The organism is Mesonia algae, assembly GCF_003253545.1.
Lineage (GTDB): Bacteria > Bacteroidota > Bacteroidia > Flavobacteriales > Flavobacteriaceae > Mesonia > Mesonia algae.
In genome coordinates this window covers 251,777-268,483 of record NZ_QKYV01000001.1, presented here as the reverse complement: position 1 = coordinate 268,483, position 16,707 = coordinate 251,777, and the positions used below count along the sequence as shown (strand labels likewise).

The 16,707-nt window shown below is 32.8% G+C and carries 13 protein-coding genes; 7 read left to right on the top strand and 6 right to left on the bottom strand.

Going from position 1 to position 16,707, the window contains the following annotated elements; all coding sequences use genetic code 11:
- The coding region (locus LX95_RS01185; protein WP_111539592.1) for a DUF7619 domain-containing protein at positions 1–1,778 on the top strand (1,778 nt) is incomplete at its 5' end.
- 65 nt (positions 1,779–1,843) lie between these two features.
- Here LX95_RS01185 and LX95_RS01180 read toward each other — a convergent pair.
- On the bottom strand, positions 1,844–3,385 hold the full coding sequence (locus LX95_RS01180) for a glycine--tRNA ligase (protein ID WP_111539591.1): 1,542 nt from the start codon (positions 3,383–3,385) through the stop codon (positions 1,844–1,846).
- Between the two features lie 54 nt (positions 3,386–3,439).
- Positions 3,440–4,321, bottom strand: coding sequence for a hypothetical protein (locus LX95_RS01175; RefSeq protein WP_111539590.1), 882 nt, complete (start codon positions 4,319–4,321; stop codon positions 3,440–3,442).
- Positions 4,322–4,599: 278 nt separating this feature from the next.
- On the opposite strand from LX95_RS01175, the gene LX95_RS01170 reads away from it, so the two are divergent.
- A complete protein-coding gene (locus LX95_RS01170; protein WP_245924704.1) occupies positions 4,600–5,064 on the top strand; it encodes a ComF family protein in 465 nt (154 codons plus the stop codon).
- A gap of 50 nt (positions 5,065–5,114) precedes the next feature.
- Positions 5,115–6,734: an Ig-like domain-containing protein gene (locus LX95_RS01165; RefSeq protein ID WP_111539588.1), complete on the top strand. Its 1,620-nt coding sequence runs from the start codon at positions 5,115–5,117 to the stop codon at positions 6,732–6,734.
- On the opposite strand, the gene LX95_RS01160 is transcribed toward LX95_RS01165, so the two are convergent.
- The gene (locus tag LX95_RS01160; RefSeq protein WP_111539587.1) at positions 6,721–7,494 is read right to left on the bottom strand and encodes an amidohydrolase; all 774 of its coding nucleotides are present in this window, start codon (positions 7,492–7,494) and stop codon (positions 6,721–6,723) included. The two genes, LX95_RS01165 and LX95_RS01160, sit on opposite strands and share 14 nt — an antisense overlap.
- Positions 7,495–7,694: 200 nt before the next feature.
- On the opposite strand from LX95_RS01160, the gene LX95_RS01155 reads away from it, so the two are divergent.
- The 4 genes from LX95_RS01155 (at position 7,695) to LX95_RS01140 (ending at position 12,220) form a co-directional block, all read left to right on the top strand.
- Positions 7,695–8,027: a single-stranded DNA-binding protein gene (locus LX95_RS01155; RefSeq protein ID WP_111539586.1), complete on the top strand. Its 333-nt coding sequence runs from the start codon at positions 7,695–7,697 to the stop codon at positions 8,025–8,027.
- 98 nt (positions 8,028–8,125) lie between these two features.
- Positions 8,126–10,438, top strand: a complete 2,313-nt coding sequence (locus LX95_RS01150) for a T9SS type B sorting domain-containing protein (protein WP_170116562.1) — start codon at positions 8,126–8,128, stop codon at positions 10,436–10,438.
- 155 nt (positions 10,439–10,593) lie between these two features.
- Positions 10,594–11,328 (top strand): ferritin-like domain-containing protein, encoded by a 735-nt coding sequence (locus LX95_RS01145; protein ID WP_111539584.1) that lies wholly within the window; start codon positions 10,594–10,596, stop codon positions 11,326–11,328.
- Between the two features lie 46 nt (positions 11,329–11,374).
- Complete coding sequence (locus LX95_RS01140; protein WP_111539583.1) at positions 11,375–12,220, top strand: ferritin-like domain-containing protein; 846 nt, start codon at positions 11,375–11,377, stop codon at positions 12,218–12,220.
- Between the two features lie 52 nt (positions 12,221–12,272).
- Here LX95_RS01140 and LX95_RS01135 read toward each other — a convergent pair whose 3' ends face one another.
- From LX95_RS01135 to metG, 3 genes are read right to left on the bottom strand one after another with little or no spacing between them, the layout of a single operon-like run.
- A complete protein-coding gene (locus tag LX95_RS01135) occupies positions 12,273–13,175 on the bottom strand; it encodes a histone deacetylase family protein (protein ID WP_111539582.1) in 903 nt (300 codons plus the stop codon).
- 6 nt (positions 13,176–13,181) lie between these two features.
- On the bottom strand, positions 13,182–14,594 hold the full coding sequence (locus LX95_RS01130) for a hypothetical protein (protein WP_111539581.1): 1,413 nt from the start codon (positions 14,592–14,594) through the stop codon (positions 13,182–13,184).
- Positions 14,595–14,598: 4 nt separating this feature from the next.
- On the bottom strand, positions 14,599–16,659 hold the full coding sequence (gene metG / locus LX95_RS01125) for a methionine--tRNA ligase (RefSeq protein ID WP_111539975.1): 2,061 nt from the start codon (positions 16,657–16,659) through the stop codon (positions 14,599–14,601).
- Positions 16,660–16,707 lie beyond the last annotated feature (48 nt).

Below are 16,707 nucleotides of genomic sequence, written 5' to 3'. Positions count from 1 at the left end.
ATATGGAAAGTATGTTTGAGTATGCATATTTTTTTAATCAACCAATTAATAACTGGGATGTCTCCAATGTAACTAACATGACTCGAATGTTTCAATATGCCCTCTCTTTCAATCAACCTATTAGTAGTTGGGATGTCTCTAATGTCACAAATATGATAAGTATGTTTGGTCAAGCAGAAGTTTTTAATCAACCCATAGATAACTGGAACTTTAATCCGAATGTGGTTCTTCATGCACAATCTTATTTATCTCCTGGGTTTTTAAGTTACACAAACATGGACATTCAAAATTATGACAAATTGCTTTCGCAATTTATAATACTAGATTTAAACAATAAAGTATTAAATGCAAATGGTTTAAAATACTGTAATGAAACTGCTAGAAATTATTTAATAAATGAATTGGGATGGGATATACATGATAGTGGTCAATCAGACAACTGTAACTCAATTATTGGAACTATTGCTTATGATGAAAATAATGACGGGTGTGACCCTAATGATGCTGCTATTTCTGGGTTTATGGTCAATGCGAATGATGGGAGTGACGATTTACTCTCTTATTCAATTAATGGAAATTATGAGTTAGGTACTGTTGGAACAAATTTTACCGTTTCAGTAGTGAATTATCCAAGTTATTTTTCTGCAAGTCCAGCAAGTCAACAAGTAACTTTTAACAATTCTAATACTGAAGTAGCTGATTTTTGTGTGACTGCTAATCAAACCATGGAAGATTTAAATGTGGTTTTTATTCCTACCAGTGAAGCGCGTCCCGGTTTTGAAGCAGATTACCAATTGGTCATAGAAAATCTAGGTACACAAACCGTTACCAATGCTACGGTAACTTTAGATTTTGATGATACCATGCAAAGTTTTGTTAATGCAAGTGTGACGCCAACCTCAACTACTACGAATCAACTAACCTTTGATATAGCCAATTTACAACCGCTTACTTTCCAGACCGTAGATATTACCATGCAAACCTTTCAACCGCCAACGGTAAACGGAGATGATATTTTGAGCTTTACCGCAAGTGTAAGTCCGAGTACGAATGACTTTACACCTACCGACAATACGTTTGTGTATGACCAAACCGTAGTAAATTCTTACGATCCTAACGATAAACAAGTTTTACAAGGCGAAGAAATAAAAATTGATGACGCCGATGAATATTTAAATTACTTGATACGTTTTCAAAACACGGGAACTGCAAGCGCTATTAATGTAAGGATTTTAGATACGCTGCATCCAAAATTAGATTACAGCACCTTAAGACCTGTAAATGCTAGTCATAACTATCGCATTGAAGTAACCAACGAAAACGAAGTGGAGTTTATTTTTGATGGAATCAACCTTCCCGATGAAAACACCAACGAGCCTGCAAGTCACGGTTTTGTAGCTTATAAAATTAAACCTAAAAGTGGCGTAGCTGTGGGAGATTTTATTACCGGAGACGCCAATATTTATTTTGATTTTAATGCACCCATCATAACCAATATGGTTTCCACAGAAATTATTGATAATTTAAGTACGTCTAATTACGACTTAGCAAATAACATTAACATTTACCCCAACCCAACAAAAGATATCTTGTATATCGAAGTAAAAAACAATCAAGAAATTGAACAATTAAAAATTTATAATTTAAGCGGTTTAGAACTTATAAATGTGAAAGAAAGCAAGCAACAACTTCATTTAGAAAGTTTAAGTGCTGGCGTTTATTTTCTTCAAATTCAAACCAATCTTGGGACTGTAAATAAAAGGTTTATTAAAAATTAGAACCCTACAACCTAAATAAAAAACCCGCTATTCTTAGCGGGTTTTTTTTATATACAGAGAAAAAATTAAGCTTTTTTCATCCAAGTTTTAAAATCTATTTCTTGAGCAATAATACTTTTTAATTCTGAAATAGGCACACGTTTTTGCTCCATCGTATCGCGGTGACGAATGGTGACTTGGTTGTCTTCTTTGGTGTCGTGATCTACGGTAATACAAAATGGTGTACCGTTAGCATCTTGGCGTCGGTAACGTCTTCCTACAGCATCTTTTTCATCATAAATTACATTAAAATCCCATTGTAATTCCTCTATAATTTCTTGAGCGATTTCGGGTAAACCGTCTTTTTTCACTAATGGAAAAACGGCAGCTTTTACTGGAGCCAAGATAGAAGGCAATTTTAAGACTGTTCTCGTAGAACCGTCTTCTAACTCTTCTTCTTTTAAGGCACTAGAGAAAATCGCCAAGAACATACGGTCTAAACCAATTGAGGTTTCAATAACGTAAGGCACGTAGTTTTTATTCAATTCTGGATCGAAAAACTGAAGCTTTTTTCCTGAATGTTCTTCGTGTGCTTTTAAATCGAAATCGGTTCTAGAATGAATTCCTTCTAATTCTTTAAACCCGAATGGGAAATTAAATTCAATATCGGTAGCAGCATTAGCATAATGCGCCATTTTTTCGTGATCGTGGAAACGGTAGTTTTCTTCTCCCAGTCCTAAAGAAGCGTGCCAATTTTGGCGGGTTTCTTTCCAATGTTCAAACCACTTGAGTTCTTCGCCTGGACGTACAAAAAATTGCATTTCCATTTGTTCAAATTCCCGTTGACGGAAGATAAACTGTCTAGCTACAATTTCGTTTCTAAAGGCTTTTCCTATTTGTGCGATCCCAAAAGGAATTTTCATTCTTCCTGTTTTTTGCACATTGGCAAAATTAACGAAGATTCCTTGTGCGGTTTCTGGTCTTAAATATAGATCTGTTGCAGAATCCGCGGAAGCGCCTAATTTGGTACCAAACATTAAATTGAACTGCTTCACATCGGTCCAGTTTTTAGAGCCACTTTCTGGACATGCAATGCCTAATTCTTCAATAAGAGCTTTTACATCAGCAAGATTTTCTTCCGTTAAGGATTTTGCCAAACGTTCCATGATGGTTTTTTGCTCCTCTTGGTAACGAATAACTCTAGGGTTGGTCGTTACAAACTCTTCTTCGTTAAAAGTTTCACCAAATCTTTTTTTGGCTTTGTTGATTTCTTTTTGAGCTTTTTGGTTGATTTTTTCTACATAATCTTCTACCAAAACATCTGCTCTGTATCTCTTTTTTGAATCTTTATTATCTATAAGAGGATCGTTAAACGCATTTACATGTCCCGAAGCTTCCCAAGTTTTAGGGTGCATTAATATTGCCGCATCTAAGCCTACAATATTTTGGTTCATTTGAACCATGCTTTTCCACCAATAATCTTTAATGTTTTTCTTAAGTTCTACCCCGTTTTGACCGTAATCATAAACTGCGCTTAAACCATCGTATATTTCGCTAGACGAAAAAATATACCCATACTCTTTGGCATGGGATATTACTTGCTTAAAAGTATCTTGTTGTTTTGCCATAAGACAAAAATAATAATAATGCGGACTTATATTTAAGTTTGGTGGCTAAGTTTTTTATTTTAAAATAAAAGTATCTGTCGCCATCCTATTTTCGCCGTCAAATACATTAATTACATAACGGCCTTCTACTCGTTTTTGAGCAGAGATTGCAAAAAGTATGCACATCTCTGTTTTTTGATTTTGGTAGTTTATAGTACTCAATGCGCTATAGTTTAAATTTTTATCTCCAAAAGAAATGAGCTTTTTGGAGCCTAAAAGATTATTTTTAGGATTAATAACTTGTACATAGATGTCTCTTTTGCCACTTTTTGCAAGCGCATTTTCTAATAAATTAAAACAAATTCTTATTTGTTCGGTTTTACTTGCTTTAGAAGTAACATTTATCTCGTCGTTATTTTTAATGTAAACACCTTCTGCTTTTAAATCACTCAATTGTAAAACCGCTGCTTTTTGAACTTGATTTTCTAATTCTTGATTTTGAAAAATTAAAGAATCAGATTTTTGTTGATTAAGCTGAAGCATATTTGATGTACTATCTATAGCTTCTTGAAGTTCTTGATTTTTTTGAGAAAAACTGTCTACTACTTTCAATAATTTTTGACGTTGTCTTCTTAATAACTCGGCTTCAATCTTATAACGTTGTAATTGATCATTAGTCATTTTAGAACTATCTAAAGAGCTAAGAAGCATCGATATTCTTTTTTTCTCTCTAGATAGATCTTCTTTTAAGGAAGAATTATCAATAACAATCGCTTCGTATTTCTTCTGAAGAGTGTCAAGCTCGTTTTTCAATTTTTTCTTTTCTTGAGAAATAACCTCAATACTTTCTTGATTTTCTTGGTAAAAATTAAACGTGTAAACAATAGAAATAATTAAGAATAATGCCAATATCCCTACCAAAATTTTAAGTACACGATTGTCTTTTTTTTCACTCATAGACAGATAGTTAATCTATTTTTTACTAAATTGATATACTTAAAAAATCAATTTAATTGAACCTTGCAAAAGATTTTATAGCGTTTGTTTTTCCAAAGACATGTGTTTGTTGTTCTACTTCTTTATTAGAACAAGAAAAATCATTATGTCTTTATTGCAGGTATCAACTTCCTACAACCAATTTCCACTACCATAACGAAAATACAGCAAAAAAAGTATTCTACGGTAGAATTCCTTTGGTAAACATAACTTCTCTTTTTGTTTTTCACAAAAAAAATATGACACAAAAATTAATGCATCAGTTAAAGTATAAGGGGAAAGAAGAAATAAGCAATGTTTTGGGAAATTGGCTCGCAGAAGATTTAAAAACCGTAACCTGGGCAAAAGACATTCAGATAGTAATTCCTGTTCCGTTACATCGAAAAAAATTGAAGAAAAGAGGGTATAATCAAGTAGCGGGATTTGGGAAAAGCATCTCCAAACATTTGGGTTGTGATTATTCCGATAAGGTATTAATAAAAGACAACCCTTCTGCCACACAGGTATTTAAAAACAGAAGTTCCCGAGCAGAAATGAAACACGATTTATTTAAATTACAAAATCAAAATTTAATCGCCAATAAGCATATCTTGTTAGTAGATGATATTATAACTACCGGCACTACCTTAGAAACCTGTTCACAAATTTTACAGCAAGCTCCCAACGTAAATATTAGCATTGCTACGATGGCGATCACTTTATAAATCTAATATTTTTGAAAAAATAATCGTTTCTTTGCGTAAAATTTGGTGATATGCGATTACAGCGCTTTTTATACTTCGTGATTTGCCTTTTGGTATTTTCAGCATTTTCTAATTGCGCCAAAAGAGGTATGCCTACGGGTGGAGATTTAGATACGATCCCTCCTGTGTTTATAAACTCTTCCCCAGAAAACTTTAGCACCAATTTTAAAAATGAGGAAATAAGAATTTATTTTGATGAGTTCATTAAACTTGAGGACGCACAGAAGCAAATTATTATTTCGCCACCTATAGACCCTAAGCCTACGATTTCTCCGCAAGGAAGTCCGAAAAAATACGTAACTATTCATCTAGGAGATTCTTTAAAAGAAAACACTACGTACACGATTAATTTTGGAAACAGTATTATAGACAATAATGAAGAAAACCCTTTACCGTTTTTTAAATATGTATTTTCAACAGGAGGTTATATTGATTCTTTAAATGTTTCTGGAACGGTAAAAGATGCTTTTGAGTCAGAAACTGAAGAATTTATTTCGGTTTTATTGTATGAAATAAATGAAAATTATAATGATTCGATTATATATCAAGAACCTCCTACTTACATAGGTTATACTCAAGATTCTACCAATTCTTTTCAGATTGAAAATATGAAGGAAGGAAAGTATAGAGTAATTGCCTTAAAGGATAAAAATTCTAATTATTTATTCAATCCTTCAGAAGATAAAATAGACTTTCTTGAAGATACTCTTACCTTGCCTACAAACAGAAACTTAGAGTTTAGTATTTTTAAGGAACAGAAAGAATTCCGCGTAAGCAAAAGTAAACAAGTAGCTGCCAATCATGTAGTGTATGGCTATGAAGGATTATTAAATGACAGTCTTGAGATTGAGATTTTAGAACCAGATCCGAGTCAGTTTAACACACAAATTGTTAAAGATTTAGAGAAAGATACTCTGCATTTTTGGTATCAACCCGTTATTAAAGAGGATAGTCTAACTGTAAAAATTACTCAGCTTAATTATCAAGATACGGTAATTACTAGAATGAAGGAATTGTATAAAGACTCTATAGAAATAAAGAAACTTAATGAAAGTTCAATCAACATAAAAGAAGATTTTGGACTTACAGCTAATATTCCATTTAAAGCTATTGATAGTAGTAAGATTAGCGTTCTAAATAAAGACTCTGTTGCGGTAAAATTTTCTTCACGATTAGTGGCTTTAGAAAACAAGTTAATGATTGATTTTGATAAAACCGAAAAAGAAACTTACTATATTCAATTGCTCCCTAATGCCTTTACGGATTTTTACGATAAGCCTAATGATACTTTAAAATATCGAGTAAAAACGCCTGCTATTGCCGATTTGGGAACCTTGTCATTAAATATTTCTAAAGTAAAAACTTATCCTATTATTGTAGAAGTGGTAGATAATAAAGGAAAAGTTATTAAACAAAGTATTCACCGAGAGGACGACGGTAGTTCTTTTTATTTTGAACATATAAAACCAGGAAAATACAAAGCAAGGCTAATTTACGATCTTAACGATAATGGAAAATGGGATACTGGTAATTACTTAAACCAGACCAAACCCGAGCAGATTATTTATTTCCCAAAACTTATTGAAATGAGAGCCAATTGGGATATTAATGAATCTTTTATATTAAATTAAACGCATCTCGATCTTTTAAAAAACCGAAATCTTTTCTAGTTTTTGTTACAGACTCTAGACTTAAAGTCACCTTTTCTATAAACTCTGTTTCTTTATTTTCTTTAGATATTTTTTCTCCTAAAGCATCATAAACAGCAGAATGACCACTGTAAAGATGATCATTACCATCTAAGCCAACTCGGTTTACGCCAATTGTATAACACATATTTTCTATAGAACGTGCCTTTAAAAGAGCACCCCAAGCTTTAACCCTTTTATTTGGCCAGTTGGCTACAAATATGAGTAAGTCATACTCCTCCACATTTCTTATCCATACGGGAAATCGCAAATCGTAGCATACTAAAGGACAAATTTTAAAACCCTTATAATTGACAATAATTTTTTCGCTTCCCGCGGAATAATGCTCGTGTTCCTTTGCTAAGGTGAACAAATGTTTTTTATCATAAGTTTTATACTTACCGTTAGGAAAAACAAAGAAAAGCCGATTGTAATAATTCCCATTTTCTTCAATCACTAAACTTCCTGTGATTGCTGTCTTTTTAGAAGTAGCCATTTTAATAAGCCAATTAACCGCTTTACCAGATTCTCTTTCCGCTACAAGTTTTGCATTCATCGTAAATCCTGTACTAAACATTTCGGGCAAAATAATAAGGTCTGTATCACTTACTTGATTTAATTTCTCGGTTAACCGAAAAAGATTTTCATCGATATCTTCCCACTTTAATTTTGTCTGTATGATTGCTACACTTAGATTTTCCATTTTATAAAGTTATTGATTTATAAGAGAAAAACGACTCAATTTTTTAAACATAATAAATCTGTTTTTAAACGACTACAAATGTTTGCAAACGAAATTAAACGTAAGCAACTATTTATCAACCTAATAAAATTTGTCTTTGTTACCATATTTGCCCTGTTGAATTGAACGAACGAAAATCAACTCTTTTAAATTTTATTATTATGAATTCATTAAAAAACAAAGTACAGTTAATTGGAAACTTAGGAAATGATCCAGAAGTTATTGCTTTAGAAAGCGGTAAGAAATTAGCCAAATTTTCTATTGCAACAAATGAAACTTACAAAAATGCGCAAGGAGAAAAAATTACTGATACTCAATGGCACAATGTAATTGCGTGGGGAAAAGTAGCCGAACTCACAGAAAACTTTCTCACTAAAGGAAAAGAAGTAGTAATTGAAGGGAAATTAACATCAAGAAGCTATGAAACTAAAACCGGAGAAAAAAGATATATCACTGAAGTAGTTTGCCAAGAATTATTGATGTTATCAAATTAAAAAGCTTTAAAGCAATAATCAGCAGGTTTATAAAAAATATTCTTCAAAAATTATAAATAGGAATAATTTTTGGGGAATGTTTTGTAATTTAGATGATTATGAAAAAACTACTAACCATATCTTTTCTTTTTATTTGGGTACTTAGCTCATTTGGGCAAAAAGAGGCAAATATTTGGTATTTTGGAGATGAAGCAGGAATAGATTTTAATGTTGACCCGCCAATTGCGTTAGACAATGGGGTTTTGTCTTCGGTTGAAGGATGTGCTTCAATTTCTAACTCTAACGGAAATATTTTATTTTATACCGATGGGCAAGAAGTCTACAATAGAAATCATCAGCTCATGTCTAATGGCGGAGGTCTTTTAGGGGATAATTCTAGCACAAGTTCTGCTATAATTGTTCCATTTAAAGGAGTTGCCAATAAATATTATTTATTTACTACAGATGGTGTTGCTGGTCCAGATGGTTTACGTTACTCAATAGTAGACATGAATCTTGACAATGGTCTAGGAGCTATTACCAACGAAAAAAATATTCTACTTCACACCCCTGTTTCGGAAAAATTAACAGCAACTAGAAGTATTATTGATGGAAATTACTGGATCTTATCTCATAAATGGGATAGTAATGAGTTTATTGCTTACAAAATTGATGATAATGGCTTAAATCTTAATCCTGTAATTAGCGGTGCGGGAGTACAAGTGGGACCCACAATTACAAATAGCGCAATAGGCGTTATTAAATTTTCGGCTTATGGCGATCAAGTAGCTATGGTGAATTCTTACGAGCCAGAAGTTGTTCAATTATTCGATTTTGATAGTCAAACGGGTTTAGTCAGTAATCCTAAAACCATATTAAATACAACCAATGGTAATGAACAAGAAAATGTACATCCTTATGGGGTAGAATTTTCTCCTAATGGAAAATTTCTTTATGTAAGTGTTTCTTTCGATGGTTTATATCAATTTGACATTTCATTAAATTCTGAAACAGCAATTTCTAATTCTGCTATTAAACTAAAAGATTTTAGTTCTTTGTTAGGTACTTTGCAGTTAGCTCCTAACAACAAAATTTATCTTACTAGGGTGAAGTACAGTTTAGATGTAATTAACCAACCTAATGAAGCTGGAATATTAGCAAATTTTGAAAGTAATGTAATAAACTTAGGAAACAATACAGCCAAGTTAGGACTTCCTACTTTTATGCAAACTTTCTTTTTGAAAGATTTAATTATAGAAAATACATGTTTAGGTGATGTAACTCAATTTATTTTAGAAAACAATTTTGATTCTGTTATCTGGAATTTCGATGATCCTAATTCTGGAAACAATACCGCAACGGGAGAAAACCCCACCCATGTTTTTTCGGCACCAGGAACTTATCAAGTTACATACCAGGGTACTATAGGTAACCAAGTTCAAAATTTCACAAAAGATGTACTTATTTCAGAGACTCCAATAGCTTATCCAGTTTCAAATTTAGCTGAATGCCCTAACCAAGAAGGCGAAGCGTTATTTGACACTTCCAACATTATGAGTCAAATTATTAATAATCAACAAAACGTAGTAGTAGATTTTTTTGATGAAAATGGTAACCTCCTAAATGTACCGTTATCAAATCCTCTACCCTCTACTACACAAACCATTACAGCAAGAATTTCTAATGTAAATAACAATGAATGTTTTAATGAAACTACATTTGATTTAATAGTTTATAATTTTCCAGATACTAATTTAGAAGAAATATATAGTATTTGTAATGGAGAAAGTGTAGAAATTTCCATTCCTGAGAATTTCGACTCTTATAATTGGTCTACAGGAAACACTTCTAACTCTATTACTCTTAACGAACCTGGCATTTACACTGTCACTTTAATTAAACAGTTTGAACTAGGCGTTTGTGAAAAAATATATACTTTAGAATTAAGAACTTCCGAAATTGCTACAATTAAAAATATAGAAACGATTGATTGGAGCGAAGAGAATAATTCTCTTATCATACATGTAGAAGGTAGCGGAGATTATATTTATTCATTGGACAATATAAACTATCAATCAAATAATTCTTTTCATTCTTTACCTTATAAAAAAGAATACAAAGTTTATGTGAAAGATAAGAACGGATGTGGCATTGCTTCTGAAGACGTTTCTTTGCTTTATTATCCTAAGTTTTTTACCCCTAATAATGATGGGTTTAATGATCGTTGGAATATTTACAATTTTAAATCACAACGTGTCAAAAGAATTGTAATCTACGATCGTTATGGTAAAATCATATATAATATTACTTTACCTAATAGAGGGTGGGATGGAAACTATAATGGAAAAAGAATGCCTTCTAATGATTATTGGTTTTCAGTTGAGCTTCACAGTGGGAAAACATACAAAGGAAACTTTACTTTAAAACGTTAAAACTTTATTTAACATTTATTAAAGAAATTGTGATACTAATCTAATTTTCGATTTTTAACTCTTTTTAACGAATTTCAGAACAAATTGGCAACTAATTAAAAACCAAACCTTTTGTTCCTGCGTAAGTTTAATCGATCAACAAAACTTTTAGTATTATGAAAAACAAAAAGATTAAAGTAGAATCGATTAATAATAATCGTAGAAGATTTTTAAAAATGAGTGGTATCGCTCTTGCAGGATCGGGTATTTTGCTTGCTTGTAGTAATGATGATGATTTTACTCCCATAGATCCAGCCCCAGATCCAGATCCGAATACATTCGATTTAGGTGGTGGAGATTTAGGAGTATTAAATTATGCTTATGCATTGGAGCAGCTAGAAGCTGAATTTTACACTAGAGTTGTAAATGGTTCATATTGGAATGGAGCTGCTTCAGAAGAAAAACAAATTCTACAAGATTTGTATAATCACGAAGTAAACCACAGAGAATTCTTTAAAGCCGCACTAAATGCAAATTTTGATGCCGATTTAGTACTTCCAGAGTCGTTAGAATTTAATTTTGAAAGTGTAGATTTTAGTAATAGAAATTCTGTGCTCGAGACTGCACAACTTCTAGAAGACACAGGAGTTAAAGCTTATAATGGTGCTGGAAAAATTATTGAAACTGCTGCTTACCTTGTAATTGCAGGTAAAATTGTTTCTGTAGAAGCGAGACATGCTGCAGCGATTAGAAGCATTAGAGGTAATGATATGGGAGATTTTAAACTTTTTGCTGGAGATGATGCAGTAGATCCTAATACAGGGTTAGATGGAGCAGAAGATCCATCAGTTATCATCGATGCAGCAGGAGGATTTATTGTTACACCATTTACAGCAAACCAATTGCCGTAAATAACAATAAAGAAATCATTTTTCAATAATTTTTAAAAACAACATTATGAATATTATAAAATTTTTAGACGAATTTACATCAGAAAATCTTTCAAATAAAGGTTCTTCAAGGAGAGACGCATTAAGTACTTTTTCTTCTTTAGGAAAAAAAGCTGCTTTAGCAGCTGTACCATTTGGTATGGCTACCGTAACAAATAAAGCTAAAGCTGCAACGATGTTTCAAAGTACAGAAGCTGTAGGAGCATTACAATTGGCCTTAACGTTAGAATATTTAGAAGCTAGCTTTTATCTACAAGCGCTAAATTCTAATGTATTAGATGAAGATGGAACAGGAAAAGCAAACGCTATATATGAGCAAATTTCTTTGCATGAATCTGCACACGTTACATTACTACAGGATACTTTAGTTTCTTTAGGAGAAACTCCAGTTGATGAACCAACGTTCGATTTTACAGCAGGAGGATCTTTTGATCCATTTAATGAGAATGGAACGGGACAAGCAACTGCATACGCTCAACTTTTAGCATTAGCACAAGCTTTTGAAGATACTGGGGTTAGAGCCTATAAAGGACAAGCTGGAGCATTAATGGGTAATGATGTTTTACTAACGGCTGCTTTGCAAATTCACTCTGTAGAAGCAAGACACGCTTCAGAAATTAGAAGATTGAGAGGACTTCAAGGTTGGATTACTGGTAATGAAAGAGGTGCAGGTATGCCTGCAGATACTCAAGCGGTTTATAATGGTGAAGAAAATATAATTCAAGGTGGAGTAGATGTTACTACTTTAGGTAGTGGATCGCCATTTACTTTTGATTCTTCTACAGAAGCATATGATGAAACGATAACCGCAGATGAAGCAACAACAATCGCTAGTTTATTTATCGTATCTTAAAAAATCTTTTCGTTTCTATAAAAAAAAAGCATCTCATCAGAGATGCTTTTTTTTACATATATAAATATTGAGTTAACCTATAAGTATTAGCGTGAGCCTCTACAATGTGCTTTATTTCTTCTGAATAACCACCTCCCATACTTATTTGTATAGGTAAATTTTTATCTCTTACATTTTGTAATACAAATCGATCTCTTTCTTTACACCCATCAATACTTAAACTTAATTTTCCTAGTTTATCTGTAGCTAAGACATCCACTCCACTTAAATAAAAGACAAAGTCAGGTTTTACCTTTTCTAATAAATTAGGTAATATTTCTTTCAATTTTGCTAAATAGGCTTCATCATTCGTTCCGTTAGGTAATCCAATATCTAAATCTGATTTTTCTTTACGGAAAGGATAATTCTTTTCTCCGTGCATTGAAAACGTAAAGACTGCGGGATTGTTTTGAAATATTTCTGCTGTTCCATTTCCTTGGTGAACATCTAAATCTACAATCAGAATCTTTTTTGCTAAACCTTTATCGAGCAGATATTGGGCTGCAATCGCTTGGTCGTTTAACATACAAAAACCCTCGCCTCTGTCAGTATAAGCATGGTGCGTTCCTCCAGCAATATTCATTGCCGCCCCATGCTCTAATGCATATAGCGCAGCCTGAACTGTCCCTCCAGCAATTAAGCGTTCACGCTCCACTAAACTCCGCGAAAGAGGAAAACCTGTTCTTCTAATCTCTTTCTGAGTTAATTTTAGATTTAAAAAATCATAGTAATACTCGGCGTCGTGCACGGCTAGAATATACTTATCATTTAAAATTTCTGGCTCAAAAAAATTATCAGGTTCACATGTTCCTTCATAAAGCAATTGTTGCGGAAGTAATTCATACTTTTCCATAGGAAAACGATGCTTTGCAGGCAAAGGATGAATATAACTAGGATGAAAAGCTATTTTAAGCATTTTTTTTTAATCCTTAATTATTTTATAAATAAGATAAGTATTCCTATCTAAGTTATAATGACCGTAATAATAACTGCCATTGAATTGAAAAAGTGTTTCTGATTTTAATTTTATACCTTTTGTGAATTTACCAATTTTATCAAACAAATTAGGACTTACATTACCTTCTAGATGTTCTATTTTGTTTGAAAATAAACTTCTAAATTCTACAGATTTTGTTAACCTATAATCTAACAAATCTCTAACTAATAAAGAAACCGTGCCTCCAACAACCCCTCCAACTACAAAATAAAGAACTACTGGATCTTCAATTTCCTTAACACTGCCAAATGTTATTTCATATATTTCATTTTTTTTAATAACCGAAAGTCCAATATCTGCATCTAAAGATTTTCTAAAGAATTGTTTTGTGTTTTCTAAATACCTGAAGCTTTCAAAAGCCCCTCCATTTTGCACGATGGGGGTATTTCTAAAATCAATTTCATCTCCTTTTTTTAATAAAATTTCCTTTCTAAGTTCTTTCGTTTGGGATGAAAAAACAGAAAACAACATCTCATCTGATCCCATAATAATTTGGAATAAATTATCGTCGAAAAGGAAGCTGTTTGCTTTTACTCTGGCGATAAATCCATCTGGTTTGGGGTATTTAAATTCAGAGACATCCACTGTCATGTCTTCTAAAGATACATTTAGCAAAAAAGTGCTTTTTAACCACGTGTCAACAGTTACATCGAATCCTTTTTCTGTAAGGTAAATTTTTAATGGTCTTCTTGTTTTTTCTATCGTAGCCGGAAGATTCTTTTGAATAGTAACCGGGGAAACCATAAAACCATTTTTATAAGAGTCAGAAAGAACATCTTTAAGGTCTACCGAGTCACCAAACCTATCTAAAAAAGTATTTTCAGGGATCTTAATTTCGGTCTTTTTTGGCTCATTTAAGTTTTTATAAAACTCATAAATATTTAACTGAGAACCTTTCTTCGAAACAGAAACTATAAAAATTTTATCGTCCCTACTAAAGGTTGTAAAAAAAATCTCTTTCTTTAATTTAAAATCAATTTCATGGGTGGTACAATTTCCAGTCTCAAAATCAAAAACCGCTGTAGCATACTTTCTATTGCTAGAAGTATTCATAAATAAGCTTAGTTTTTTATTTTGAAATTGGTGCGCTATTACCGATTTTAATTTATTAGGTAGAGGCTTAGTTACTATTGATTCTAATACATTGAAGTCCTTATCTAGTAAATAAGCCGAAATTAACTTGTTTTTAAAATTGATAACCGCGACTCTTTGTGAAGTAGAGTCAACAATGCTAATGGTTTCATTAACATTCTCGTATGACGGGATCGAAATCACTTCCTTTTGAGCCAAAGTGAATTTAATACAGAAAAAGAATAGAAAGAAATAGATGTACTTCATTAACCTAAGAAATAATTTTTCCGCTTTTTACGTTTTCTTCATCTGGATTAACAAATACTAATTTACCATCTACATTTTCGGTCATTAAAATCATTCCTTCACTCATGGTTCCTCTTAATTTTCTAGGTGCTAAATTCACTAAGACGGTAACTTTTTTACCAACAATATCTTCGGGCTTAAAGCTTTCGGCGATTCCCGATACAATGGTTCTTGTATCGATTCCTGTATCTACTTTTAAAATTAAAAGCTTTTTAGTTTTAGGCATCTTTTCTGCTTCAACGATCGTTCCTACACGTAAGTCCATTTTAGTGAAATCTTCAAAAGTGGCGATTTCTTTTTGTGGCTCTGCTGCTTCCACTTCGGTTGCGTTTGCTTTTTTTGTTGCTTCTAATTTTTCTAATTGTTTTTCTATTTCGGCATCTTCAACTTTACTAAATAACAATTCCGCTTTAGCTATTTGATGTCCTTCTCCTAGTAAAGCTTTTTTAGAAGAAATATCATTCCAATCGAAATTTGCACCTTCTAAATTCAACATTTTATTAAGCTTAGCTGATGTAAAAGGTAAAAATGGCTTACTTAATGTAGCCAAAGCTGCAGCAATTTGAAGGGCTACATACATCACTGTTTTGGTGCGCTCAGCATCAGTTTTAAATGTTTTCCAAGGTTCTTCATCGGCTAAATATTTATTCCCTAGTCGAGCCACGTTCATCATCTCGGCTTGAGCTTCTCTAAAACGGTACTTTTCTATAGAACTAGCTATTACTGCAGGATATGCTTTTAATTCTGCTAAGGTTTGCTCGTCTATTTCTTTTAATTCCGCAGCAGCGGGAACTTTACCATCATAATATTTATGGGTCAAAACAGCCACACGATTAATAAAGTTTCCAAAAATAGCTACTAACTCGCTATTGTTTCTTTGCTGAAAATCTTTCCACGTAAAGTCGTTGTCTTTAGTTTCGGGAGCATTAGCTGTGAGTACATAACGTAATACATCTTCTTTCCCTGGGAAATCTTCTAAATATTCGTGTAACCAAACCGCCCAGTTTTTAGACGTAGAAAGTTTATTGCCTTCTAGATTTAAAAATTCATTGGCAGGTACATTGTCTGGTAAAATATAGCTTCCTTCGGCCTTTAACATCGTCGGGAAAATGATACAGTGAAAAACGATATTGTCTTTTCCTATAAAGTGTACCAGTTTAGTATCTTCATCTTTCCAATAAGGCTCCCAATCTTTATTTTCTTTTTCTGCCCATTCTTTAGTAGCAGAAATATACCCTATAGGAGCATCAAACCATACATACAACACTTTCCCATCACCACCTTCAACAGGAACAGGAATTCCCCAATCTAAATCTCTTGTGACAGCGCGCGGGCGTAATCCATCATCGATCCAAGATTTACATTGCCCGTATACATTAGATTTCCAGTCTTTTTTATGACCTTCTAAAATCCATTCTTTTAACCAAGGTTCGTATTTATCTAGAGGTAAAAACCAGTGTCTAGTTTCTTTTAAAACAGGTACATTTCCTGTAATAGCAGATTTAGGATTAATTAAATCGGTTGCATTGTGAGAAGTTCCACATTTTTCACATTGGTCTCCATAGCTTTCTTCATTACCGCATTTTGGGCATGTTCCCACTACAAAACGATCGGCTAAAAATTGCTGCGCTTCATCATCATACAATTGTTCGGTTACTTCTTCGATAAATTTACCTTCTTCATACAATTTCTTAAAAAACTCAGAAGCTGTTTTATGATGTGTTTTTCCAGAAGTTCTCGAGTAATTATCAAACTCAATCCCAAAATCTTGGAAAGATTGACGTATGATGCCGTCATATTTATCTACCACATCTTGAGGAGAAACCCCTTCTTTTTTGGCTTTTATGGTAATTGGCACACCATGCTCATCACTACCACATACAAAAACCACATCTTCGCCACGCATTTTTAGGTAACGAGAGTAAATATCGGCAGGCACATAAACGCCTGCTAAATGACCAATATGTATAGGTCCGTTGGTATAAGGTAATGCTGCGGTAATCGTATATCTTTTTGGCGTGCTCATTTCTTTCATATTTTAGGTTGCAAAGGTATGAAAAGACAAACGTTAAAT

Coding starts and splice junctions, on each gene's coding strand:
- metG (WP_111539975.1), bottom strand. CDS start 16,659: ATGAGCACGCCAAAAAGATATACGATTACCGCAGCATTACCTTATACC.
- LX95_RS01170 (WP_245924704.1), top strand. CDS start 4,600: ATGACACAAAAATTAATGCATCAGTTAAAGTATAAGGGGAAAGAAGAA.
- LX95_RS01145 (WP_111539584.1), top strand. CDS start 10,594: ATGAAAAACAAAAAGATTAAAGTAGAATCGATTAATAATAATCGTAGA.
- LX95_RS01165 (WP_111539588.1), top strand. CDS start 5,115: ATGCGATTACAGCGCTTTTTATACTTCGTGATTTGCCTTTTGGTATTT.
- LX95_RS01175 (WP_111539590.1), bottom strand. CDS start 4,321: ATGAGTGAAAAAAAAGACAATCGTGTACTTAAAATTTTGGTAGGGATA.
- LX95_RS01160 (WP_111539587.1), bottom strand. CDS start 7,494: ATGGAAAATCTAAGTGTAGCAATCATACAGACAAAATTAAAGTGGGAA.
- LX95_RS01150 (WP_170116562.1), top strand. CDS start 8,126: ATGAAAAAACTACTAACCATATCTTTTCTTTTTATTTGGGTACTTAGC.
- LX95_RS01180 (WP_111539591.1), bottom strand. CDS start 3,385: ATGGCAAAACAACAAGATACTTTTAAGCAAGTAATATCCCATGCCAAA.
- LX95_RS01135 (WP_111539582.1), bottom strand. CDS start 13,175: ATGCTTAAAATAGCTTTTCATCCTAGTTATATTCATCCTTTGCCTGCA.
- LX95_RS01140 (WP_111539583.1), top strand. CDS start 11,375: ATGAATATTATAAAATTTTTAGACGAATTTACATCAGAAAATCTTTCA.
- LX95_RS01155 (WP_111539586.1), top strand. CDS start 7,695: ATGAATTCATTAAAAAACAAAGTACAGTTAATTGGAAACTTAGGAAAT.
- LX95_RS01130 (WP_111539581.1), bottom strand. CDS start 14,594: ATGAAGTACATCTATTTCTTTCTATTCTTTTTCTGTATTAAATTCACT.